The sequence below is a fragment of the Streptomyces sp. Act143 genome (genome assembly GCF_003143935.1).
Taxonomy (GTDB): domain Bacteria; phylum Actinomycetota; class Actinomycetes; order Streptomycetales; family Streptomycetaceae; genus Streptomyces.
Genome location: NZ_QFRX01000001.1, coordinates 4,989,662 through 5,011,650 on the forward strand (window position 1 = coordinate 4,989,662; position 21,989 = coordinate 5,011,650).

Sequence of the window (21,989 nt, forward strand, 5' to 3'; positions counted from 1 at the left end):
GCCCCTTATGTCACACACATCACTGGAGCAACCGGGACACGCTTGTGAACGCGTTCACATTCACAAGCAATTATGACGCACTGATTTTCGACAGTGAAAGGGGGGTCCCGCATGGGGCCATGTGGCACTCACCACGGGGGCGTGCGGCACTCATCGTGGGGGTGCGAGCACCCCCTTGGCAGCAACTTCAACATCTTGTTGAATTGCCGGTCATGCAGATACGGATCTCCTGGCCCTCGGGCCACCTCACCGCAACCCTCGACGCCACCCCGACAGCACAGGCCCTCGTCAAGGCACTGCCTCTCGCCTCCACTGCCCATACCTGGGGTCAGGAGGTCTACTTCGACACGGGCGTCTCGGTTCCACGTGAAACCAACGCCCAGCAGGTCGTGGAGCCCGGCACGGTGGCCTTCTGGACCGACGGCGACGCCCTGGCACTCCCCTACGGGCCCACGCCGATCTCGCGGGGCGACGAGTGCCGCCTCGCGAGTCCGTGCAATGTCGTGGGCCGCCTGGACGGCGACCCTCAGCTGCTCGCCACGGTGCGGGCCGGAGACCCGGTCCGTGTGGAACTGGCCGACGGTGAGGGCCTGTCCTAGAGCTCCTTACGGAACCCTTCCGCCACCTTCAGGAAGATGTCGTTCGCCTCGGCCTCCCCGACCGTGACCCGCACACCCTCGCCCGGGAACGGCCGGACCACCACGCCGTGCCGGTCGCACGCCGTCGCGAAGTCGGCCGTGCTCTCCCCCAGCCGCAGCCACACGAAGTTGGCCTGGGTCTCGGGCACCGTCCAGCCCTGAGCACGCAGCCCCTCGACGACCCGGTTGCGCTCACACACCAAAGAGCCCACCCTGCCGAGCAGTTCGTCCTCCGCGCGCAGCGAGGCGATCGCCGCGTCCTGCGCGAGCTGGCTGACGCCGAAGGGCACCGCGGTCTTGCGCAGCGCCGCCGCCACCGGCTCATGGGCGATGGCGAACCCGACCCGGAGGCCGGCGAGGCCGTACGCCTTGGAGAAGGTCCGCAGGACACAGACGTTCGGCCGGTCGCGGTACAGCTCGACCCCGTCCGGCACCTCAGCGTCGCGGATGAACTCGCGGTACGCCTCGTCGAGGACGACGAGCACATCGCTCGGCACCCGGTCGAGGAACCGCTCCAGCTCCGCCCGCCGCACGACCGTGCCGGTCGGGTTGTTGGGGTTGCAGACGAAGACCAGCCGCGTCCGGTCGGTGATGGCCTCGGCCATCGCATCCAGGTCGTGCACATCGCCCGGCGTGAGCGGCACCCGCACCGAGGTCGCGCCGCTGATCTGCGTGATGATCGGGTACGCCTCGAAGGACCGCCAGGCGTAGATGACCTCGTCGCCGGGCCCCGATGTCGCCTGGACCAGCTGCTGGGCGACGCCGACCGAGCCGGTGCCGGTGGCCAGGTGCGCCAGCGGGACGCCGAAGCGCTCGGACAGCTCGTTCATCAGGCCCGTGCAGGCCATGTCCGGGTAGCGGTTGAAGGACGTGGCCGCCGCCGTGACGCTCTCCATCACGCCCGGAAGGGGCGGATAGGGGTTCTCGTTGGAGGACAGCTTGTAGGCGACCGGGCCGTCGGCCGCGGCGGGCTTGCCCGGCTTGTAGGTGGGGATACCCTCCAGCTCGGCGCGCAGCTTGGGGCTCGTCTCGCTCACCGCAGTCCTCCTCACGACCCCCGGCGGCCCCGTCCACGCCGCCGGCTTCCAATACTCCACACCTTATGAGGATTCGGCGCCGGTGCGTACAGGTGCGACGCAGGAGATCGCAAACCTCATGAGCCCCACTGGCATCAGGGGCATCACCGCCCGAAGGCAGACGAATCGCAGGGCGCTCTCACATATATCTATGCGCCGGTGGTGCGCGCCGTGGCGCGCATCCCTCGTGAAGGTGAGTTGAGACCTCTTCGAAACATCGAGGACTTGGCAGGCTCATGCGTGCCGACAAGTCACGTCGTGCCATTGGATCGTTCAACTCTCTTTCATTCGAAGGGAATTGACGGGTAATGACCTTGCAGAAACGTGCCTGTCAACGCGTGCATATGCGTCCGCACTACCCCACCGCATGAGCCCTACTATCGGCTCGCCATGACAGCAGCAGGGAAGCACCAGGTGAGCCGAGCGGAAACCTCACGCCGAGGCAGCCGACCGGGCCGGGCGGGCATCAGAGACGTGGCCGCCGCCGCCGGAGTCTCCATCACGACCGTCTCCGATGCCCTCAACGGCAAGGGCCGGCTCCCGGACGCCACCCGACGCCATGTCCGAGAAGTCGCCGACCGACTGGGCTACCGCCCGTCGGCAGCGGCCCGAACCCTCCGTACCGGCAAGTCGGGACTCATCGGCCTGACCGTGACGACGTACGGGGATGAACCTTTCACCTTCACCGAGTTCGCGTACTTCGCCGAGATGGCCCGGGCCGCCACCTCGGCCGCGCTCGCCCGCGGCTACGCGCTCGTCATCCTCCCGGCGACCTCGCGCCACGACGTGTGGTCCAACGTCGCCCTGGACGGCACGGTCGTCATCGACCCCTCCGACCAGGACCCGGTCGTCGGCGAACTGGTCCGGCAAGGGCTGCCGGTCGTCTCCGACGGCCGTCCGGTCGGCGAGCTGCCGGTCACCGCGTGGGTCGACAACGACCACGAGGCCGCCGTCCTCGGCATCCTCGACCACCTGGCCGACGCCGGCGCCCGCCGCATCGGCCTGCTGACGGGGACGTCGACCGACACCTACACCCATCTGTCGACGACGGCGTACCTGCGCTGGTGCGAACGCGTCGGCCAGGACCCGGTGTACGAGGCCTACCCGGCGCATGACCCGTGCGCGGGCGCCGTGGCCGCCGACCGGCTGCTGGCCCGGCCCGACCGGCCCGACGCCGTGTACGGCCTCTTCGATCCCAACGGCACCGATCTGCTCGCCGCCGCCCGGCGCTACGGACTGCGCGTACCGGAGGACCTGCTTCTGGTCTGCTGCAGCGAATCCACGGTGTACGCCAGCACCGAGCCGCCCATCACCACGCTCTCGCTGAAGCCCCGGCGCATCGGCACTGCAGTGGTCCAGCTCCTCATCGATGCCATCGAGGGGGTCGAGTCGGACCATCCGGTCGAGCAGGTGATACCGACCGAGCTGATCGTGCGCACCTCGTCCCAGCGCCGCGCGCCGCGGACGACCGTCAGCCCGCCCCGGTCGCCGGAGGAGAAGTAGAGCGACGGCGTCGCACGACCGTCGCCGGGCCGTCAGCAGGTGGCCGAAGCCCTGCCCAATCGGGGCGAAAGCCGCGGTGAACTGGACTCTTGCGCCGATTCACCACCCCTGGGTCATCACATGGCGCGATCCGCATTCCTATGATGGGCCCACGACACCGCGGGCCGCTGCGACCAGGCAGTCCGAAGCGGTGCAGATGCGGCGCGATGGTGGAGGGGTCTGATGACTCAGGGGGCCGGTCAGGGACCCGAGGTGGAGCGGACGGCGACGTTGCGCGACTTCCGGGTGCCCGCGTACGTCCACGAGACCGGTCCGTACGGCCACAGCGCGCACCCCGGCGACGTCGTACCGCCCCACGAGGCCGACTACCCCGAGGGGTACACGCCCACCGCGCGCGACCTGCCGGTGATCAACCGCGGGGACACGCTCCAGGTGAGCGTCGACCCCGTGGCCGCGCCCCAGCCGGAGGTCGGAGCCGGCGCGCTGTACGTCGTCGGGGACGTCCACGGCTATCTCGACGAACTGATCGCCGCCCTCCAGGAGAAGGGCCTCATCGACTCCGCGGGCAACTGGTGCGCGGGTACCGCCCGGCTGTGGTTCCTCGGCGACTTCACCGACCGCGGTCCGGACGGCATCGGCGTCATCGACCTGGTGATGCGGCTGTCCGCCGAGGCCGCCGCGGCCGGCGGCTACTGCAAGGCCCTCATGGGAAACCACGAGTTGCTGCTGCTCGGCGCGAAGCGGTTCGGCGACACTCCCGTCAACTCCGGCGCGGGCACCGCCACCTTCCAGGCGGCCTGGCTGCTCAACGGCGGACAGAAGACCGACATGGACCGCCTCCAGGACCACCACCTGCAGTGGATGGCCCGCCTCGACGCCATGGAGGCCGTCGACGGTCATCTGCTCGTCCATTCGGACACCACCGCCTACCTCGACTACGGCGACTCGATCGAGGCGGTCAACGACACGGTCCGCGAGACCCTCACGCGCAACGACGCGGACGAGGTGTGGGATCTGTTCCGCAAGTTCACCAAGCGCTTCTCCTTCCGCGACGAGGGCGGTGCCGACGCCGTCCGTTCCCTGCTCGATACCTACGGCGGCACCCGCATCGTTCACGGTCACAGCCCGATCCCCTATCTGCTGGGCGAAGTCGGCTCCGAGGACGGCGAGGACGGGGGCGGCCCGGTGGTCGAGGGACCGCACGTCTACGCCGACGGCCTGGCCATCGCGATGGACGGCGGCGTGACCATGGCCGGAAAGCTGCTGGTCCAGCAACTTCCGCTGGATATCTGAACGTTCACCGGGCAGACGATCCCCCATGACGGACTGAGCGGAGACGGTGCAGGCCAGGGGCCAATTTCTGGAAACCCCCTGTCACCGTGTGCCGTGACCGCTCTACCATCGGCTTATCCGTAGCAGGCTCCCCTCCGTTTCTGCCCGACGGCTCACAGTCATGCGAGCCCCAAGCCCTACGGAGCATCGGGGGATGCACATGAACAGCGTTCCGCAGCACCTGCTGAGCGAGGACCGCCAGGAATACGAGCGGATCCTCGATGAGGCGCTGCGCTCCGCCCCACACCGCCCGGAACTGGCCGCTGTCGGACAGCGGCTGAATCCCGAACAGCTGCGCACCATGGCGCTCAACGCCACCGCGATCATCACGGCGGCCGCGGCGACCGAGTACCAGCACTATGTGAAGGTCCGCGAGGAACTGCGCCAGCCGGCGCCGTCCACCCCGACGTCCGTGCGTGAGACCGGCTCCGCGGAGTCCGGCTCGGGCGCGGCGGGGCTCGCCGCCACCGTGGGAGAGGTCACCGAGGCCGCCGGCGCGGGCGCCGTCGCCGTCGTCGCGGTGCTGGCTCCCGTCCTCGCCGGAACGGCCGCGGCGATATTCCTGCTGGTCGGCTACATCCTCAAGATGCTCGATCCGGAACGGGCCTTCGCCCAGACGATGCTGACCACGGGCTGGGTGTTCGGCGCGATGACCGCGGTGGCGATCCTGGTCGCCGCGGTGGGGCTGCTGCTCACCGCCCTGCGCAACCGTCCCTCGCTCGTCGACACCGGCCCGTACGCCGAACTGACCGGGGAGGTCGCCCGCGCCCGGGAAGCCTGGCACGACGCCCTGCTGGAGCGAGGCGTCCTGCCCTTCCTGCGGGACGCCCTGGCCGACCCCGGCACGGCGGCGGCCCTGCACCGCACGGCACCGCAGGCGCCCAGCCGCATGCCGAACCTCGGCTACGACCGCCCGGGCTTCAGCAGCCCGGACGACGGCTCCGCGGGCCCCCGGCCCAGCTTCACCAGCCCGGACTACACCAGCCCGGACTTCGGCGGCCCCGAACACCAGCCGGAGTGACGCCCGGCTTGCGCCCCTCGCCGCGGTGATCCGCCTTCGAGGGAGCGCAAGCCGGATGTCCGGCAGCGTCACGAACAGCACGAACGGGGCCCTCGCCTCCACCCCCCGCATCGCCCGACGCCCCACAGGCGCCCTCAGAACCTCTTCAGGCTTCGAGCGCCTTCCGGGGTCCCGTCTGCCGTTCAGTCCGCGATCGGCAGATACACCCGGTTCCCAGCAGCCGCGAACTCCTTCGACTTCTGAGCCATGCCCTCCTCGATCTCGTCCTGACTGCCGCCGTGTCGGCGGCGGATGTCCTGGGAGATCTTCATCGAGCAGAACTTCGGCCCGCACATCGAGCAGAAGTGGGCCGTCTTGGCAGGCTCCGCCGGGAGGGTCTCGTCGTGGAACTCGCGGGCCGTGTCGGGGTCGAGGGCCAGGTTGAACTGGTCCTCCCAGCGGAACTCGAAGCGGGCGTCCGACAGCGCGTCGTCCCACTCCTGTGCGCCAGGGTGTCCCTTGGCGAGGTCCGCCGCATGGGCCGCGATCTTGTAGGTGATGACGCCGGTCTTCACGTCGTCACGATTGGGCAGGCCCAAGTGCTCCTTGGGCGTGACGTAGCAGAGCATCGCGGTGCCCCACCATGCGATCATCGCGGCGCCTATGCCCGAGGTGATGTGGTCGTACGCCGGGGCGACGTCCGTGGTCAGCGGGCCGAGCGTATAGAACGGAGCTTCATCGCAGATCTCCTGCTGAAGGTCGATGTTCTCCTTGATCTTGTGCATCGGGACATGCCCCGGGCCCTCGATCATGGTCTGAACATGGAAACGCTTCGCGATCCGGTTGAGTTCCCCGAGAGTCCTCAACTCCGCGAACTGAGCCTCGTCGTTGGCGTCGGCGATCGAACCGGGGCGCAGGCCGTCCCCGAGCGAGTACGTCACGTCGTAGGCGGCGAGGATCTCGCACAGTTCCTCGAAGTTCTCGTAGAGGAACGATTCCTTGTGGTGCGCCAGGCACCACGCCGCCATGATCGAGCCGCCGCGCGAGACGATGCCCGTCTTGCGGTTGGCGGTGAGCGGGACGTACGGCAGGCGCACGCCCGCGTGCACCGTCATGTAGTCCACGCCCTGCTCGGCCTGTTCGATCACCGTGTCCTTGTAGATCTCCCAGGTCAGCTCCTCGGCCTTGCCGTCGACCTTTTCCAGGGCCTGGTAGAGCGGCACCGTGCCGATGGGGACGGGAGAGTTGCGCAGCACCCACTCGCGTGTGGTGTGGATGTTGCGGCCGGTGGAGAGGTCCATGACCGTGTCGGCGCCCCAGCGGGTCGCCCAGGTCATCTTCTCCACTTCTTCCTCGATGGACGAGGTGACCGCGGAGTTGCCGATGTTGGCGTTGACCTTCACCAGGAACCGCTTGCCGATGATCATCGGCTCGATCTCCGGGTGGTTGACGTTCGCCGGCAACACCGCGCGTCCCGCGGCGATCTCCTCGCGCACGACCTCGGGGGAGACGTTCTCCCGGATGGCCACGTACTCCATCTCGGGTGTGATCTCGCCGCGGCGCGCATACGCCAGCTGCGTCACCGCTCCGCCGTCACGGCCCCGGCGCGGCAGCCGGGGCCGCCCCGGGAAGACCGCGTCGAGGTTGCGCAGATTGCCGCCCCGCGGCGAGGTGTGCTTGATGCCGTCGTCCTCGGGACGGACGGGACGGCCCGCGTACTCCTCGGTGTCGCCGCGGGCGATGATCCAGTTCTCCCGCAGCGGGGCCAGACCTCGGCGGACATCGGTATCGACCAGTGGATCGGTGTACGGGCCCGATGTGTCGTACAGCGTGACCGACTGCCCGTTCGTGAGGTGCACCTGACGGACCGGCACCCGAAGGTCGGGGCGCGAGCCCTCGACGTACCCCTTGTGCCAGCCGATGGACTTCCCGCTCTCCGCCGTGGACTCTTCACCCTTGATGGGCTGTTCGTCCTGGCTGGAGGCAGGCGTGCGTGCGTCCTTGATGGTCATGAGACCTACTCCCTACGCCGGCATTACCCGGTAACAGGTTCGGCGGTCGACGCAGCGGTATCCGTCTGCCGACGTTTCGTGGGGAACGTCACTCACAGGTGACGACGTTCCACGTGAAACATCGCTGGGACGGAGGTCAGCGCCCTCTCAGCCCGGTGCTCCGAGCTCCCGCGTGTACAAAGGTGCCTCCACGCTAGCGTCAATTCGGGCGCGGTGAACAGAGGGCCCCTGCCGTTCTTGCGATGATCGGTCGGTGACCACGACACCTCAGCCCCCGTACCCGCCCGAGCCACCCCGTGGCCCCGGCCGCAGAGGCGGCGTCCCCGGGACCGGGCCCGGACCCGGGGGCCGGCCTGGGAGCGGGCGCGGAAGCGCAAGCGGGGGCGGAAGCGGAGGTGGAGGCGTGGGCAACATGGCCGGGGACGGTTCCGGATACGGCTCCCCGTACGGGCCGGGTGACTGGAACGGGCCCGGATCGGGTGACTGGAACGGGTCCGGTCCCGGACACGATCCCGGCACCCCTTCCGGTCACGCCCCTGGTCACAGGCATGAGCACGAACAGGACGCCGACGGTGGACATGGCTCCTTCCCGAGCGGCGGCAGCGGCACTGGAGCGGGAAGCGGTGGCGGTGGCGGTGGCGTCCCAAGCGGCGGTGGCGTCCCGAGCGGCGGCGGGGGTGGAGGTGGCGGTGGGCACGGTCACTCGCACGGCCACAGTCACAGCCACGGCCCCGCGACCCCCGTCTCCAAGCATCTCCGCAAGGTCATCGCGGCGATCCTCATCCCGTTCGGCGCCGCCGTCCTGGTGGGCCTCGCCGTGCTGTGGCCCGGTGGTGCGCCCGCGCACGAGCGCACCGGCGTCGGCTTCGACCGGCAGACCCAGCAGGCCACGGTCACCAAGGTCGAGAAGGTGAGCTGCAAGTCGGTCAACGCCTCGGGCGAGACCCCGACCGGGGACACCTCCACCGCCGAGGGCTCGTCCGCGCAGCAACAGGCCGACGGCACCTGCAAGAAGGCCACGATCCGCGTCGACACCGGCAAGGACAAGGGCCGTACGTTCACCGAGATCGTGCAGCCGGACCAGACGCGGCAGCTGCACGAGGGCGAGAAGGTCGTGGTCGCCTATGAGCCCTCGGCCCCGAAGGACCTCCAGTACTCGGTCACCGACGTCAACCGCCGGTTCCCCATGGCGCTGCTCGCCGGGATCTTCGCGCTCGCCGTCGTGATCGTCGGCCGGCTGCGGGGCGTCATGGCCCTGGTGGCGCTGGCGATCAGCTTCCTGATCCTGAACTTCTTCATCCTGCCCGCGATCCTTCAGGGCTCGAACCCGCTGGTCGTGGCCGTGATCGGGTCGAGCGCGATCATGCTGATCGCGCTGTACCTGTGCCACGGGCTGTCGGCGAGAACCTCCGTGGCAGTACTCGGCACGCTGATCTCGCTGCTGCTGATCGGCATCCTCGGCTCGCTGTTCATCGGCTGGGCCGCACTCACCGGCAACACCGACGACAACACCGGTCTGATCCACGGCCTGTATCCGTCGATCGACATGAGCGGCCTGCTGCTCGCCGGCGTCATCATCGGCTCGCTCGGTGTCCTCGACGACGTGACGGTCACGCAGACCTCGGCGGTCTGGGAACTGCACGAGGCCAACCCTTCGATGGGCTGGCGCGGGCTGTACCGCGCGGGCATCCGCATCGGTCGCGACCACATCGCGTCGGTTGTCAACACGCTCGTCCTCGCCTACGCGGGCGCCGCGTTGCCCCTGCTGCTGCTCTTCTCGATCGCGCAGAGCAGCGTGGGGACCGTCGCCAACAGTGAGCTGGTCGCCGAGGAGATCGTGCGCACACTGGTGGGTTCGATCGGCCTGGTGGCCTCCGTCCCCGTCACCACAGCCCTCGCGGCGCTGGTGGTGTCGGCCGACCGGCCGGGCTCCGGAACGGTACTCGCGGGCGGCGAGCCGACTCCGGCAGGTACGCGGGCGGGCGGGCCGGCGGGTGGGCAAGCCAAGGCGCAGGCCGGAGTTCGACCGGGCGGCCAGACGGGAGCGTACGGCCCGCAGGGCGGTTCCCAAGGTCCGCAAGCGGCTGCCGCACGGGGTGGCCGTGGTCGGCGGCGCAAGCGCTGACGCAGGCGGCGCAAGGGCTGACGCCGTCGGCCCGGCCCGGCAGCCGTACGACAGCCACGTCCACATCCGCATGGCGCAGAGCCCGTCCTCAGGAGAAGCGTTCCTGCGCCCTTCCATGCCGCGCTGAAGCGTTACGCCTCCTCACCGGCGCGACGCTTCAGCCCGCGCTCTGCTCCTCCGCCAGAATGCGGTCCAGCGCCTCGTCGAGATGGGCGTCGAAATCGGCGATCGCCCCCTCCTGCCCCAGCGGCACCAGCTTGTCGGTGCGGTCGAGGAAGGCGATGAGCGGGGCCGCCGACGAGCGGAACAACGCCTGGTCGGCACCGACCTGAAGCCGGATCAGAACCTCGCCGAGCGTCTCGGATTCGGCCGGCGCGATGCGCACATCCCCGTCGCCGCTCGGCCGCCCCACCCCATCGATGAGCAACTCACGCCCAAAAGCCCAGGTCACCGGCGCGTCCCCGGGCAGATGGAAAGTCAGTCGCACCGCGTAGGGATCACAGGTCTCGTAGCGCAGCTCCACCGGGATACGGAAAGAGAGCTCCTCGGAGACGAGAAAACTCATCATGACCTCTGCCTGCACGGACGCGTCCATCGCCTACCCCGTCATCTGCCGTCGACTGGCCGGGAATGACCCCTTTGACACTGCTGGAATCTTGCTGAACGTACACGACAGATCACAAGGAGTGAGTTTTCAGATACTGATAGAGATCGCGAGCGACCCGAGAAGCTGTCCGATCTCGCTCTGCAGCCGTCGCGTGGCCGCCAGCAGTCGGTCCGCCTGGTGGTACGGGAGAGAAATGGCCATGGTCGCGGCCGTCGGTCCGACCGTGATCGGGATGGCCGCGCACACCGTGCCGAGCGCGTACTCCTGCTGTTCGAAGACGGGATCCATCCGCCGCATCCGGTCCAGGCGCCGGAGCAGCGCATGGTTGTCGTGCACGGTGTACGGGGTGATGGCCTGCGCGGGATGGCGTTCGAGATGGTCGCGGCGGGCGCTCTCGTCCAGTTGGGAGAGCAGGCACTGGCCGATGGCGTGTGCGTGTCCGGTCTCACGGAAGTCGGCCCACTCCTCGACCGCGGGATTGCCCGGGGTGTCGGAGACGCAGACGACCTCGATCTCACCGTCGCGGTAGATCGCGTAGTACACGGGTACGCCGATCACGTCCCGCCAGTGGGCCAGCGCCTCGACGACCGTGCTGCGACGTTTCTGCTGGGCTCCGCTGCTGCTCAATCGCTCGGCCGCCTCACCGAGGAAGAACAGCCCTTTGTCCCGGCGCAGATAGCCCTCGTGCACGAGGGTGCGCAGCAGGTGGTACGCGGTGGGCAGCGCCAGGCCGGTCTCTCGGGCCAGTTGCTTGGCGGGGGCGCCGTGTTCATGCTCGGCGACGGACTCCAGCAGCCGCATCGCGCGCTGGACGGAGCCGATGAGGGTCGTGGAGGGCGTTTGTTCCGGCTGGTCCGCGAGCTCCGGCCGCGCCGACGACTCCAGCCGTTCCGGCTGCTCCGGCTGCTCCGGCCTTTCGATGGGGTTCGCCGGGTGGGGTCGTACGGCCGTTGCCGGTCGCGCATGGGGTGCCGTCTGCACTGGTACGTGCAGTTCTGCGGGTGCGGTGTCAACCGTGGCCAAGGGTCACTCCCGAAGCGCGAGGGGGCTGCCCGTGCGGGGGGACACGGGAGGGGGTGTACGCCGCTCACGGGGGATCGTCCCCGCGTCGAATTCCGGACTTTAACCCCCTGCCACCGCGTGCAGACGGCCTGGCCCGAAAACTTCCCTCGCGCGAGGGAACCGATGATTCCTGTTACCGGGTGCTCAGCTCCCGGTCCTCACCAGTCGCTGCGCGACGAGGAGCTGGACGTGAACTTCCGTACGACGTAGACCAGCCCGCCGACCAGGGCCACGAAGACGAGTGCCTTGAACAGCAGCCAGACGACGAAGTGCAGGACGCTGGCTATCAGCCCGCCGAACACGACCAGGGCGATGACGGGCACCGCGATCCACTTCACCCACCACGGCAGTCCCGCGAAGATCTCACGCATCGCCCCAACCTCTCTCGTCCCCGGCTTCTTCTGCCGCCGGATCCTTTCGATGTCCTGCTTCGATGCTAGGGCGGGCAATGTGCCGAACGGGGGCCTCGCACCCCTCGTCGTCCCCTGATCGATCCCCTAGGGAACCCCGAGGCGGCGGCTCAGCTCTCCGGCGGAGAGAACACCACCAGAACCCGCAGATCCTCGCTGATGTGGTGGAACTTGTGGGCGACACCGGCCGGCACGTACACCACGCTGCCGCGGGCCACCTGGGTCGTCTCCAGCCCCACCGTGATCGCGGCACGGCCGCTCACAACGAAGTAGACCTCGTCCTGGTTGTGCGGCTTCTGTGGATCATGCTCACCGGCATCGAGCGCGTACAGGCCGACCGACATGCTCCGCTCCCGCAGAAACTGCAGGTAGGCGCCGTCGTTGGCGGCACGCTCCGCCTCCAGTTCATCCAGCCGGAATGCCTTCATCGCCGTAGTCCGCCCTCGTCACACTGCTGGTAACCGATCTCTTCTGCCACGATCAGACACATGAAGAATTTCGTAGTCAAGACGATCGCCAACGCGGGCGCCCTGGCGGTCGCCGTGTGGCTGCTGGACAAGATCACCCTGACCGGTGACAGCACCGGCAAGAAGGCCGGCACCCTGATTCTCGTCGCGCTGATCTTCGGCGTGGTGAACTTCCTGGTCAAGCCGATCGTGAAGCTGTTCAGCCTGCCGCTGCTGATCCTGACGCTCGGCCTGTTCACCCTGGTCGTCAACGCGCTGATGCTGCTGCTGACGTCGTGGCTGGCCGACAAGGTCGACCTGAGCTTCCACGTGGAGGGCTTCTGGACCGCCGTCCTCGGTGGCCTGATCATCTCGATCGTGTCCTGGGCGCTCCACGTCATCCTTCCCGACGGGGACTGAGCCCGGCGATGACCTACCGCGTCTGTTTCGTCTGCACCGGCAACATCTGCCGCTCGCCGATGGCCGAGTCCGTCGTGCGTGCCCGCATAGCGGAGGCCGGGCTCGACGACCGGGTCGAGGTCGACAGCGCCGGCACGGGCGGCTGGCACGAGGGCGACGGCGCCGACCCGCGCACCGTGTCCGTCCTGGCGGAGCACGGATACGACAGCGCCCATACGGCCCGTCAGTTCCAGTCGTCCTGGTTCTCCCGCCTCGACCTTGTGATCGCCCTCGACCACGGACACCTCAAGGCCCTGAGGCGCCTCGCACCGACACCGGAGGACGCGGCCAAGGTGCGGCTGCTGCGCTCGTACGACGCCTCGGCGGGCGACGATCTCGACGTACCGGACCCGTACTACGGCGGGATGGACGGTTTCGAGGAGTGCCTTGAGATGGTGGAGGCGGCGAGCGAGGGCCTGCTCGCCGCCGTACGCGAGCACGTGGGAGGACAGGCGGCATGAGCGAGACGACCGGGGCCGCAGGAGCCAAGGGGGCTGTGGGGGAAGGCACGCGCGCGGTGCGGGCCGGACTGCCCGAACCCGTCAAGAACGAGCCCACCCTTCCCGGCCCGGTCTTCGCCGCCCACTTCCATCTGCCGGGCGATGTCGAAGGGCCGTACACCTACGGCCGCGACGAGAACCCCACCTGGACCCTGCTGGAACGGGCCGTCGGCGAACTGGAGGCGCCCGGGCAGGACGACGTCCAGACGCTCGTCTTCGCCTCCGGCATGGCCGCCATTTCGTCGGTGCTCTTCTCGCAACTGCGCGCCGGGGACACGGTCGTCATGCCCGACGACGGGTACCAGGCGCTGCCCCTGGTCCACGAACAGCTGCGGGCGTACGGCATCGAGGTCCGGACCGCCCCGACGGGCGGGGACGCCCAGCTGGCCGTCCTGGACGGCGCGAAGCTGCTGTGGATCGAGACGCCGTCCAATCCCGGGCTGGACGTTTGCGACATCCGGCGGCTCGTGGACGCCGCACACGCGCGTGGTGCCCTCGTCGCGGTCGACAACACGCTCGCCACGCCGCTCGGACAGCGCCCGCTGGAGCTCGGGTCCGACTTCTCCGTGGCCAGCGGCACCAAGCAGCTCACGGGGCACGGAGACGTCCTCCTGGGGTACGTCAGCGGCCACGACGCCGAGGCAATGGCGGCCGTACGACGCTGGCGCAAGCTCGTCGGGGCGATCCCGGGCCCCATGGAGGCCTGGTTGGCGCACCGGTCGATCGCCACGCTGCACCTGCGTGTGGAGCGGCAGAGCGCCAACGCCGTCGCCGTCGCCGAGGCGTTGCGTGCCGCGCCCGAGGAGCTCGGGGTGCGCTACCCGGGGCTACCGGGCGACCCGTCGTACAAGATCGCTTCGCAGCAGATGCGCCGCTTCGGGTGCGTGGTCTCCTTCACGCTGCCCTCACGCGCGCGTGCCGAGCGTTTCCTGGCGGCGCTGCGACTCGTGGACGACGCGACCAGCTTCGGCGGGGTGCGCTCGACGGCCGAACGGCGGGGGCGCTGGGGCGGCGACGCGGTGCCGGACGGTTTCATCCGTTTCTCGGCGGGTGCCGAGGACACCGAGGACCTGGTGGCGGATGTGCTGCGTGCGCTGCGCGAGTCGGCCGACTGAGCCATACACGTACCCACCGGCCGGTGTCCGGCTACGCACAACGGACGGTCCGAGCCTCCCCCCTCGTGGCTCGGACCGTCCTCGGTTCTGCGCGCGAAGAACCGCGCGAACAAGGCTAGTTGACTCTGTGTCAGTGTCCAATCACTGTAGCGACAGAGACCTATCGACATATTTATAGTGGGGGCCCGGCCGGGGGTTGGTAACGGGTGCGGAAGGAGCTCTGTCAGGGGCCGGAGCAGGGCCCGGGAAGGGCTCTGCCAGGGACTGCTGCAGGGCGTGGAAGGGGAGGGCGCGGCATGGATCTGGCCTTGTTGCGAACCTTCGTGACCGTGCACCGGGCCGGCTCCTTCACTCGCGCCGCCGCGTTGCTCGGACTGTCACAGCCGGCTGTGACCTCGCAGATCCGCACTCTGGAGCGGCAGTTGGGACGCCCCTTGTTCCTGCGGCAGGCCCGCGGTGTGACCCCGACGACCATCGGCGACGAGCTCGCCCACAAGGCCGCGCCGCATCTCGACGCTCTGGTGGAGATCGCCGAGACCGGACTCGACGACGAGTCCTCCTTACGTACCCTGCACCTCGCCGGGCCACCCGAGTTCACCGCGGAACGAGCCCTGCCCGCGCTCACCGAGCTGACCGGCGAGGACGGCCAGGGCTTCGCACTGCGCGCATCCTTCGGAAACGCCGAGGAGAGCCTGGAGGGGCTTGCCGCCGGGCATCACGATCTGGCCATCAGTACGGCCCGTCCGCGCGGCGCCCTGCTCACCGCGACTCCGCTCTGCGACGAAGTGCATGTCCTGGTGTCCTCCCCGCGCCGGGCCGAGCAGGTCGGCGCGGGCATGCTGCGCCGCAAGGGGGCCACCGCCCTGGAAGACATTCCGGTGGTCGAAGTGCACGAGTCGCTGCCGTTCGTCTCCCGCTACTGGGCTTCCGTCTTCGACTCCCGCCCGGCCGCCCCGGGCACCGTCATCGTCCCCGACCTGCGCGCGGTACTGGCCTGCGCCGCGGCGGGGGCCGGGCTGGCGGTGCTGCCCCGCTATCTGTGCGCCGAGGCCCTGGAGCGCGGTGACGTGGTCGCCCTGCACCATCCCGCGGTGCCGCCGCTGCGGACGTACTTCCTGGTGGTCCGCACCGGCACGCTGGCGATGCCCCATGTCGCGCGGGCGCACGACTGGCTCCTGCGGGAGGCCGACAACTGGGGCTGACCTGCGTTTTCCGACAGGTGACCCGGTGAGCTCGCGCGATGACCGCATGCGATGTTTCACGTGGAACCAAGCGGGCCACATTTCACCCATGACCGTCCGACCCGTGGTCAAGCGCACCGCCCGTGCCGTTCTGCTCGACGGCGACGACCTCATTCTGATCAAGCGCACCAAGCCCGGTGTGGATCCCTACTGGCTCACTCCCGGCGGGGGTGTCGAGCCGAGCGACCCGACCGTCGTCGACGCCCTGCACCGCGAGGTGTACGAGGAACTCGGCGCCAAGATCACTGATGTGGTGCCCTGTTTCGTCGACACCGTCGAGCACATCGGCGAGGACGCCGGCGCGACCGGGGTGAAGGTCCAGCACTTCTTCGTCTGTCGCCTGGAGTCCATGGACACCTCGCTGCGGCACGGCCCCGAAGTGGACGAGCCCATCGGTGAGTACGAAATCGTGCGGGTACCGTTCACCCGGGTCGGCATCGCCTCCGTCCATCTCGTCCCGCTGTCGCTGCGGCACTACCTCGACGGCAACATCGAGGGTGTCCGTGCCATGCACGCACCGGACCTGGGCTGAGGCCGGGCGGACACTCAGTCGCCGATGACGGCCAGCTCCTCCAGCGAGTCGTGGCGTATGCGCGCGGACGGGATGCCGATGTCCCGCAGCGCGTCCACACCGCTGCGGATCATCCCAGGCGGTCCCGAGACGAAGGCGTCGAACTGGTTCCAGGGGCCGTACCTGCGGATCGCGTCGGGGAGCTGGAGACGTGTCTGCTGGTCGATGACCGCGCGTACCGAGAGCCAGGGATGCGACTGCTGGAGGCGGAGCATCGTGTCGATGTCGTACAGATCGATGTCGGTGCGGGCGCCGTAGAACACCTCCACCGGTCGGCGCTCGCCGTGTTCGGCCACGTCCTCGACCAGAGCCTTGATGGGCGCTATGCCGGTGCCGCCGCCCAGGCAGAGAAGACCGCTGTCGGTGGTGTGGTCCACGGTCATCGAACCGGTCGGCGGGCCGAGGCGGAGGACGTCGCCGGGCCGGGCACGGTGCACCAGGGCGCCTGAGACCCAGCCCGCGGGAACGGCCTTCACATGGAATGTCAGCAGACCGTCGGAGCGGGGCGCCGAGGCGAAGGAGTACTGCCGCCAGATCCGCGGCCACCACGGCGTCTCCAGGCTCGTGTACTGCCCGGCGAGGAAGGGGTACGGCTGGTCCGGGCGGACGGTGACGACCGCGATGTCCCGCGTCCTCAGCTCGTGCGCCACGATCTCCGCGTGCCACCAGGCAGGGGCGCGCAGTTCGTCCGCTGCCGCCGCGTCGATCATCACCTGCGAGATCGTCGTGTACGCCCGGACCCAGGCCGCCTCGAACTGCGGGCCCCAGATGTTCTCGGTGTACTTGCTCAGGGCGCCGATGAGGCACTCGCCGAGGGCCGGGTAGTGCTCGGGGCGGGTGCCGTACTTGCGGTGGCCGCGGCCGAGGTTCTGCAGGTAGTCGACGAGGACGGGTGTGTTGTCGATGTGCTCCGCCGCGGTGAGGAGCGCCTTGAGCAGCCGGTCCCGCTGGGTGTCCATCGCCGCGGGGAAAAGCGAGCGCAGCTCGGGGTGGCGTACGAAGAGCAGGGCGTAGAAGTACGAGGTGACCTTGTCGGCCACGGGGCCGACCTCCGCCATGGTCCGGCGGATGAGGACCGCGTCCGGGGAGGCTTCCTGAGCGCTCGCGAGGGCGGTCCGTTGAGGGGTCACGTGGTGTGGGACAGGCGGCGCCGTCCCTCGTGTCGCCCTGTCCCCGTCGCGGCCCGGTGCGGTCCTGCCGACCGGGCGCAGGGGCGCCCATCGGTTTTCCTCGGCGGTCTCCTGCTCGCCGCTCGGTGTCGTGGTGGGCTGCGTGTGCGGCGTGAACCAGCCGCCCCCGCCGCCGGACGTGCCGTTGTCGGCCGACGTGGTGGTCGGAGCGTCCATGGTGTGCCTCGCCTCGAACATCTTTCGGTCGGTCTGCGCACTTCCCCGATCGGGATGTGCCTGCTTCCCCCCGCAGACGGCTTGCTTTTCCGCTCATGACCACGGCCGATGCGGCCATATCGAGTCTGTATTCACACCCCATACGGACAAGTAAGGCGAGAGTGCGACATTGGTCGCAGCACTCTCACCGCAGCATCGCATCGTGCGCGGATACCCCGGCCGCATAACCGAGAATGCGAGTCTTCGATCTCTCCGTCCCATTAGGCTGCGTTGCCTCGTTCTCGGCCCGGCACACGGAGATACGTACCTGGCACTCCCCTCGACGGACGAGAAACCGGAGTCGACCCTACCGGTCGCCGACCCGCACACAAGTCCCCCCTCGCTCCGTGATGGATGAGGCAAGGGTGCGAACCATGAATTCGCTCAATCACCAGGAACGACAGACCAATTCATAGGCTTCCCACAGATTCTTCCCCACGTAGGAGTGGGTCGCGAGACCGGCCAGATGACTGTCGGCATTTACCGCGACAGAGACCGGAACCATACCGAAGAGGTCCTTGTCCGACGACGAGTCTCCATAAGCGACGCAATCGGCCCGGGCGACCCCGAACTCCTCGCACAGGCGATCAGCGATCAGAACCTTGGCCGCCGCACTGAGAACTCCGGCCGGATCCACGGGCTCGGTGAACGGTACGGCCGGGAAGCGCGATCCGTACGCCGCGTGCGCACCCCAGGCGATGAGCCGCTCGACGAAGAAGGAAGGGGACAGTGACACGACGGCGCAGTAGTCACCGTTGCTCCGGATATCCGCCCAGACCTCACGAATTCGAGCCAGCCACGGCGCACCGTCGAATGCGGCCGTCACATGGGCGTCCGTGAGCTCCGCCCACAGGGTGTGCACTCGCGCCGCATACTCGGGCGGCTCGATGAGACCTGACGAGACCGCCTGGTCGAGAGCCACGGTCTCGGCTTCCAGGCCGAGTTGCCGGGATATCTCAACCGGAGCGGAGGTCCCGTGCAACAGCGTGCCGTCGAGATCGAAGAGATGAAGTCTGGCCATGGAGCGCGAGGCTAGCGGGGCCGGATGGAGCCCAAGACCGGTACAGGTCGACCGCCGGTACGTCAGCGAGGATGCCGGGCCCCGGGACCCGTCCACGTTTCACGTGAAACAACGGCCAGCTGACGCCGCGCTGTGCGGACGGCTACGACATGGCCAAAAGCTCGTACTTCTCGCCGGAAACGGGTGGACGCCAGGGGTGCCGGTCAGACAGCCTGACCTGCGTGTCGACACCTTCTCCCGCTTCTCTGCCCATCCGCCGTCTGACGCATCGCGACCTCGCCGCCTGCGCCGACTTGTCCGAGGACCGGGGGTGGCCGCGCGAGGAGCACAAGTGGGGCTTCCTCCTCGCCGCAGGAACGGGATACGGCATCGACGACCCCGAGGGTGGACTCGTGAGCGCCTGTGTCGTCACCGAGTACGGCCCACAGGAGCGCCCGGATCTGGGGGCCATCGGCATGGTCCTGGTCGCCGAGCGGCACGCCCGACAGGGGATCGGCCGCCGACTGATGCGCCATGTGCTCGCGGCCATGGGCACCATCCCTCTGACCCTGCACGCGACACCGAACGGCCGCCCCCTCTACGAGGAGCTCGGCTTCAAGGCCACCGGCCGAGCGGAAATGGTGAGTGGGCATTTCACGGCCGCCGGGTACCGGCCCACCGTCACGACCCGAGCGGCCACGGGTGGGGATCTCTCCGCCATTCTTCGGCTCGACGAGGAAGTGTTCGGCGCCGACCGCACGCACATCGTCACGCGCCTGCCCGCCTTCGCCGACCACCTGCGGGTCGCGGAGGAGAACGGCCGGATCATCGGATACGCGGCCGCCTGGCCCAACATGGACACCCACGTGGTGGGGCCACTGGTCGCCCGGGACACCGAGACGGCGAAGGCGCTCATCGCCTCCCTCGCCGCCCAGACCAAGCGGCCGTTGCGCACCGACATCGACGTGCGGCACGAAGAGCTGCTGACGTGGGTGAAGGAGCATGGCCTGGCGTCCATCGCCTTCAACGCGGTCATGACCTATGGCATCCCGGAACTGCCGGGCGACTGGAGCCGACGGTTCGCGCCGGTGACAGTGGCGGCGGGATGACATCGCCGCAGTAAGGGGCCGAGAGGCTCCGGCATACGACTGCGCCGGTCCCCGAGGAATTCAGGGACCGGCGCGGTCGACCATCGGAGCTCAGCGGTGGACGGCGGCCCGCTGCTCGGTCTGCACGGCTCCGGCGACGACCTGGCTCGGCGTGCCGGCCGTGCTGTCCCGGCGTTCCAGGGCCGCCGAGAGAACGGCGAGGCCCAGGGCACCCGCGGCGAGGGCGGCACCCACCCAGTTAGGGGCTGTGTAGCCGAGGCCGGCGCTGATGACCAGGCCACCGAGCCAGGCGGAGAGCGCGTTGCCGAGGTTGAAGGCGCCGATGTTCACGGCCGAGGCGAGCGTCGGGGCGCCGTGCGCCTGGTCGAGGACGCGCTTCTGCAGCGGGGGGACCGTGGCGAAGCCGAGGGCGCCGATGAGCGCGATGGTCACGGCCGCGAGGACCTTGTCGTGCGCGGTGAGCGTGAAGAGCGCGAGGACGACCGCGAGGGCACCCAGGGAGACGTACAGCATGGGCATCAGGGCGCGGTCCGCGTACTTGCCGCCGACGAGGTTGCCGCCCACCATGCCGAGGCCGAAGAGGACGAGCAGCCAGGTGACGGAGCCGTCGGCGAAACCGGCGACATGGGTCATCATCGGCGCGATGTAGGTGATCGCCGCGAAGACGCCGCCGAAGCCGAGCACGGTCATCGCCATGGCGAGCAGGACCTGGGCGTTCTTGAAGGCGGCCAGTTCGTGGCGCAGGTGCACGCCCTCGGGCTTGGGCATGTCGGGGACGAGCTTGGCGATGCCGGCCAGGCCGACGACGCCGAGCGCGGCGACGATGGTGAAGGTGACCCGCCAGCCGACGGTCTGTCCGACGAGGGTGCCCAGCGGAACGCCGACGACGTTGGCGACGGTGAGCCCGGTGAACATCATCGCGATGGCTCCGGCCTTCTTGTCCGGGGCGACCAGGTCGGCCGCGACGACCGATCCGATGCCGAAGAAGGCGCCGTGGGCGAGTGAGGCGACGATCCGGCCGATCAGCATGACGCCGAAGGCCGGTGCCAGGGCGGAGAGCAGGTTGCCGGCGATGAACAGGCCCATCAGCACCATCAGCATCCGTTTGCGGGAGACCTTGGTACCGAGCACCGTCATGAGCGGGGCGCCGAACATGACACCGAGCGCGTAGCCCGTCACCAGGAAGCCGGCTGTGGGGATGGAGACACCGAAGTCTCCCGCGACCTCGGGCAGCAAGCCCATGATCACGAATTCGGTGGTTCCGATGCCGAAGGCCCCGATCGCGAGGGCCAGGAGCGCGAGAGGCATGGAGGTCTGCCCTTCCCGGTTGATTGCACAAGCGCTTTACAGTTGATGACAATACTTGCAGACGCCTGATAATTGCAAGCGCTGGATATTGCGAGCCTGCCCTATCCTGGTTTCAGCCGTTCCGGGACGAAGGAAACGCCAATGACAGCGACGGACCCCGCACTCACCGCCCTCGCCCAGGGCTGGTGCGCTCTCTCCCTGCTGCACGGGAGGATCGAGGCCCACATCGAGCGGGCCCTCCAGGCCCGGCACGACCTCAGCGTGCGCGAGTACTCCCTGCTCGACGTCCTCAGCCGGCAGCACGAAGGCGAGGGGGGCCACCTCCAGATGAAGCAGGTCGCCGACGCGGTCGTCCTGAGCCAGAGCGCCACCACCCGACTGGTGACGCGCCTGGAGGACCGCGGCCTGCTGACGCGCTATCTGTGCCCCACCGACCGCCGAGGCATCTACACCAACGTCACCTCGGAAGGCATCGCCCTGCTCGAGGAGGCGCGACCGACCAACGACTCCGCCCTGCGCGAGGCGTTGGACGAAGCGGCCAAGAACCCCGAGCTGGCACCTCTGGTGAAGGTCGTCGAATCGCTGAAGGTGCCCGCATAGGCTGGCGCCATGGGAGATCTTGAAATACGCCCCGCCACCTCCGAGGACGTCACCCCGATCGTCGCCATGCTCGCCGACGATCCACTGGGTGCCCGGCGCGAGTCGCCGGACGATCTCGCCCCCTACCTGGCCGCCCTGGAACGGCTCAGCGCCGACCCGAACCAGCACCTGGTCGTCGCCGTGCGTGAGGGCCGTGTCGTCGGCACCCTCCAGCTCACGATCGTTCCCGGCCTGTCCCGGCGCGGCTCCACCAGATCGATCATCGAAGGCGTCCGTGTGCACGCGGACGAACGCGGCAGCGGACTGGGCACCCAGCTCATCGAGTGGGCCATCGAGGAATCCAGGCGCCAGAAGTGCCAGTTGGTGCAGCTGACCTCTGATGTCACCCGCACCGATGCCCACCGCTTCTACGAGCGACTGGGCTTCGAGGCCTCACACGTGGGCTTCAAGCTCCCTCTCTGAGGCCTCCGCGCGGCCGTCTGCCATGCCT

The 21,989-nt window shown here is 68.9% G+C and carries 22 protein-coding genes and 1 riboswitch; of the genes, 13 read left to right on the forward strand and 9 right to left on the reverse strand.

Going from position 1 to position 21,989, the window contains the following annotated elements; all coding sequences use genetic code 11:
* Positions 1-212 precede the first annotated feature (212 nt).
* Positions 213-599: a cyclophilin-like fold protein gene (locus tag DI272_RS22560; RefSeq protein WP_109497106.1), complete on the forward strand. Its 387-nt coding sequence runs from the start codon at positions 213-215 to the stop codon at positions 597-599.
* On the opposite strand, the gene hisC is transcribed toward DI272_RS22560, so the two are convergent.
* The gene (hisC, locus tag DI272_RS22565; protein WP_109497107.1) at positions 596-1,675 is read right to left on the reverse strand and encodes a histidinol-phosphate transaminase; all 1,080 of its coding nucleotides are present in this window, start codon (positions 1,673-1,675) and stop codon (positions 596-598) included. The genes DI272_RS22560 and hisC overlap by 4 nt on opposite strands.
* Before the next feature lie 429 nt (positions 1,676-2,104).
* Here hisC and DI272_RS22570 point away from each other — a divergent pair, with 429 nt between their 5' ends.
* The 3 genes from DI272_RS22570 to DI272_RS22580 all read left to right on the forward strand — a co-directional run bounded on the left by DI272_RS22570 (position 2,105) and on the right by DI272_RS22580 (position 5,570).
* Positions 2,105-3,217, forward strand: coding sequence for a LacI family DNA-binding transcriptional regulator (locus tag DI272_RS22570; protein WP_109497108.1), 1,113 nt, complete (start codon positions 2,105-2,107; stop codon positions 3,215-3,217).
* Positions 3,218-3,439: 222 nt separating this feature from the next.
* Entirely contained in the window at positions 3,440-4,510 is a 1,071-nt protein-coding gene (locus DI272_RS22575; protein ID WP_109497109.1) for a metallophosphoesterase, read from the forward strand.
* A gap of 193 nt (positions 4,511-4,703) precedes the next feature.
* A complete protein-coding gene (locus tag DI272_RS22580) occupies positions 4,704-5,570 on the forward strand; it encodes a hypothetical protein (protein WP_109497110.1) in 867 nt (288 codons plus the stop codon).
* A gap of 182 nt (positions 5,571-5,752) precedes the next feature.
* On the opposite strand, the gene thiC is transcribed toward DI272_RS22580, so the two are convergent.
* A complete protein-coding gene (thiC, locus tag DI272_RS22585) occupies positions 5,753-7,561 on the reverse strand; it encodes a phosphomethylpyrimidine synthase ThiC (RefSeq protein ID WP_109497111.1) in 1,809 nt (602 codons plus the stop codon).
* A riboswitch (TPP riboswitch) is annotated at positions 7,554-7,743 on the reverse strand. (Overlaps the previous gene by 8 nt.)
* Positions 7,744-7,973: 230 nt before the next feature.
* Between thiC and DI272_RS22590 the strand changes: the two genes are divergently transcribed.
* On the forward strand, positions 7,974-9,686 hold the full coding sequence (locus tag DI272_RS22590; protein ID WP_109500981.1) for a YibE/F family protein: 1,713 nt from the start codon (positions 7,974-7,976) through the stop codon (positions 9,684-9,686).
* Between the two features lie 157 nt (positions 9,687-9,843).
* Here DI272_RS22590 and DI272_RS22595 read toward each other — a convergent pair whose 3' ends face one another.
* From DI272_RS22595 to DI272_RS22610, 4 genes are all read right to left on the reverse strand, one after another.
* On the reverse strand, positions 9,844-10,281 hold the full coding sequence (locus tag DI272_RS22595; RefSeq protein ID WP_109497112.1) for an SsgA family sporulation/cell division regulator: 438 nt from the start codon (positions 10,279-10,281) through the stop codon (positions 9,844-9,846).
* Between the two features lie 99 nt (positions 10,282-10,380).
* Positions 10,381-11,316, reverse strand: coding sequence for an IclR family transcriptional regulator (locus tag DI272_RS22600; protein WP_375138057.1), 936 nt, complete (start codon positions 11,314-11,316; stop codon positions 10,381-10,383).
* A 197-nt stretch (positions 11,317-11,513) separates the two neighbouring features.
* Positions 11,514-11,726: a DUF5326 family protein gene (locus DI272_RS22605; RefSeq protein ID WP_109497113.1), complete on the reverse strand. Its 213-nt coding sequence runs from the start codon at positions 11,724-11,726 to the stop codon at positions 11,514-11,516.
* 149 nt (positions 11,727-11,875) lie between these two features.
* Positions 11,876-12,193 carry a cupin domain-containing protein gene (locus DI272_RS22610; protein ID WP_109497114.1) on the reverse strand — a complete coding sequence of 106 codons (318 nt, stop codon included), beginning with the start codon at positions 12,191-12,193 and terminating at the stop codon, positions 11,876-11,878.
* A 60-nt stretch (positions 12,194-12,253) separates the two neighbouring features.
* On the opposite strand from DI272_RS22610, the gene DI272_RS22615 reads away from it, so the two are divergent.
* The 5 genes from DI272_RS22615 (at position 12,254) to DI272_RS22635 (ending at position 16,058) form a co-directional block, all read left to right on the forward strand.
* Entirely contained in the window at positions 12,254-12,631 is a 378-nt protein-coding gene (locus DI272_RS22615) for a phage holin family protein (protein ID WP_109497115.1), read from the forward strand.
* Between the two features lie 8 nt (positions 12,632-12,639).
* A complete protein-coding gene (locus DI272_RS22620) occupies positions 12,640-13,131 on the forward strand; it encodes a low molecular weight protein-tyrosine-phosphatase (RefSeq protein WP_109497116.1) in 492 nt (163 codons plus the stop codon).
* Positions 13,128-14,285, forward strand: coding sequence for a cystathionine gamma-lyase (locus DI272_RS22625; RefSeq protein WP_109497117.1), 1,158 nt, complete (start codon positions 13,128-13,130; stop codon positions 14,283-14,285). The genes DI272_RS22620 and DI272_RS22625 overlap by 4 nt, the downstream gene beginning before the upstream one ends.
* Positions 14,286-14,581: 296 nt before the next feature.
* Positions 14,582-15,487 carry a LysR family transcriptional regulator gene (locus DI272_RS22630; RefSeq protein WP_109497118.1) on the forward strand — a complete coding sequence of 302 codons (906 nt, stop codon included), beginning with the start codon at positions 14,582-14,584 and terminating at the stop codon, positions 15,485-15,487.
* An 88-nt stretch (positions 15,488-15,575) separates the two neighbouring features.
* On the forward strand, positions 15,576-16,058 hold the full coding sequence (locus DI272_RS22635; protein WP_109497119.1) for an NUDIX domain-containing protein: 483 nt from the start codon (positions 15,576-15,578) through the stop codon (positions 16,056-16,058).
* A 14-nt stretch (positions 16,059-16,072) separates the two neighbouring features.
* Here the strand turns inward: DI272_RS22635 and DI272_RS22640 are convergent, their stop codons facing one another.
* Positions 16,073-17,464, reverse strand: a complete 1,392-nt coding sequence (locus DI272_RS22640; RefSeq protein ID WP_109497120.1) for a globin domain-containing protein — start codon at positions 17,462-17,464, stop codon at positions 16,073-16,075.
* 406 nt (positions 17,465-17,870) lie between these two features.
* A complete protein-coding gene (locus DI272_RS22645; protein ID WP_109500983.1) occupies positions 17,871-18,503 on the reverse strand; it encodes an HAD family phosphatase in 633 nt (210 codons plus the stop codon).
* 221 nt (positions 18,504-18,724) lie between these two features.
* On the opposite strand from DI272_RS22645, the gene DI272_RS22650 reads away from it, so the two are divergent.
* Positions 18,725-19,591 carry a GNAT family N-acetyltransferase gene (locus DI272_RS22650; RefSeq protein ID WP_109497121.1) on the forward strand — a complete coding sequence of 289 codons (867 nt, stop codon included), beginning with the start codon at positions 18,725-18,727 and terminating at the stop codon, positions 19,589-19,591.
* A 90-nt stretch (positions 19,592-19,681) separates the two neighbouring features.
* Here the strand turns inward: DI272_RS22650 and DI272_RS22655 are convergent, their stop codons facing one another.
* Positions 19,682-20,899 carry an MFS transporter gene (locus tag DI272_RS22655; protein WP_109497122.1) on the reverse strand — a complete coding sequence of 406 codons (1,218 nt, stop codon included), beginning with the start codon at positions 20,897-20,899 and terminating at the stop codon, positions 19,682-19,684.
* Between the two features lie 141 nt (positions 20,900-21,040).
* Here DI272_RS22655 and DI272_RS22660 point away from each other — a divergent pair, with 141 nt between their 5' ends.
* Together DI272_RS22660 and DI272_RS22665 are read left to right on the forward strand one after the other, a co-directional pair.
* Positions 21,041-21,499: a MarR family winged helix-turn-helix transcriptional regulator gene (locus tag DI272_RS22660; RefSeq protein WP_109497123.1), complete on the forward strand. Its 459-nt coding sequence runs from the start codon at positions 21,041-21,043 to the stop codon at positions 21,497-21,499.
* Positions 21,500-21,508: 9 nt separating this feature from the next.
* Positions 21,509-21,961 carry a GNAT family N-acetyltransferase gene (locus DI272_RS22665; protein WP_109497124.1) on the forward strand — a complete coding sequence of 151 codons (453 nt, stop codon included), beginning with the start codon at positions 21,509-21,511 and terminating at the stop codon, positions 21,959-21,961.
* The last annotated feature ends 28 nt before the right edge of the window (positions 21,962-21,989 follow it).

Excerpts from the sequence above, each read along its gene's own strand:
- DI272_RS22560 (WP_109497106.1), top strand. The coding sequence starts at position 213 with ATGCAGATACGGATCTCCTGGCCCTCGGGCCACCTCACCGCAACCCTC.
- DI272_RS22615 (WP_109497115.1), top strand. The coding sequence starts at position 12,254 with ATGAAGAATTTCGTAGTCAAGACGATCGCCAACGCGGGCGCCCTGGCG.
- DI272_RS22660 (WP_109497123.1), top strand. The coding sequence starts at position 21,041 with ATGACAGCGACGGACCCCGCACTCACCGCCCTCGCCCAGGGCTGGTGC.
- DI272_RS22620 (WP_109497116.1), top strand. The coding sequence starts at position 12,640 with ATGACCTACCGCGTCTGTTTCGTCTGCACCGGCAACATCTGCCGCTCG.
- thiC (WP_109497111.1), bottom strand. The coding sequence starts at position 7,561 with ATGACCATCAAGGACGCACGCACGCCTGCCTCCAGCCAGGACGAACAG.
- DI272_RS22595 (WP_109497112.1), bottom strand. The coding sequence starts at position 10,281 with ATGGACGCGTCCGTGCAGGCAGAGGTCATGATGAGTTTTCTCGTCTCC.
- DI272_RS22645 (WP_109500983.1), bottom strand. The coding sequence starts at position 18,503 with ATGGCCAGACTTCATCTCTTCGATCTCGACGGCACGCTGTTGCACGGG.
- DI272_RS22580 (WP_109497110.1), top strand. The coding sequence starts at position 4,704 with ATGCACATGAACAGCGTTCCGCAGCACCTGCTGAGCGAGGACCGCCAG.
- DI272_RS22605 (WP_109497113.1), bottom strand. The coding sequence starts at position 11,726 with ATGCGTGAGATCTTCGCGGGACTGCCGTGGTGGGTGAAGTGGATCGCG.
- DI272_RS22610 (WP_109497114.1), bottom strand. The coding sequence starts at position 12,193 with ATGAAGGCATTCCGGCTGGATGAACTGGAGGCGGAGCGTGCCGCCAAC.
- DI272_RS22640 (WP_109497120.1), bottom strand. The coding sequence starts at position 17,464 with ATGTTCGAGGCGAGGCACACCATGGACGCTCCGACCACCACGTCGGCC.
- DI272_RS22590 (WP_109500981.1), top strand. The coding sequence starts at position 7,974 with ATGGCCGGGGACGGTTCCGGATACGGCTCCCCGTACGGGCCGGGTGAC.
- DI272_RS22570 (WP_109497108.1), top strand. The coding sequence starts at position 2,105 with ATGACAGCAGCAGGGAAGCACCAGGTGAGCCGAGCGGAAACCTCACGC.
- DI272_RS22635 (WP_109497119.1), top strand. The coding sequence starts at position 15,576 with ATGACCGTCCGACCCGTGGTCAAGCGCACCGCCCGTGCCGTTCTGCTC.
- DI272_RS22625 (WP_109497117.1), top strand. The coding sequence starts at position 13,128 with ATGAGCGAGACGACCGGGGCCGCAGGAGCCAAGGGGGCTGTGGGGGAA.
- DI272_RS22665 (WP_109497124.1), top strand. The coding sequence starts at position 21,509 with ATGGGAGATCTTGAAATACGCCCCGCCACCTCCGAGGACGTCACCCCG.
- DI272_RS22630 (WP_109497118.1), top strand. The coding sequence starts at position 14,582 with ATGGATCTGGCCTTGTTGCGAACCTTCGTGACCGTGCACCGGGCCGGC.
- DI272_RS22655 (WP_109497122.1), bottom strand. The coding sequence starts at position 20,899 with ATGCCTCTCGCGCTCCTGGCCCTCGCGATCGGGGCCTTCGGCATCGGA.
- DI272_RS22575 (WP_109497109.1), top strand. The coding sequence starts at position 3,440 with ATGACTCAGGGGGCCGGTCAGGGACCCGAGGTGGAGCGGACGGCGACG.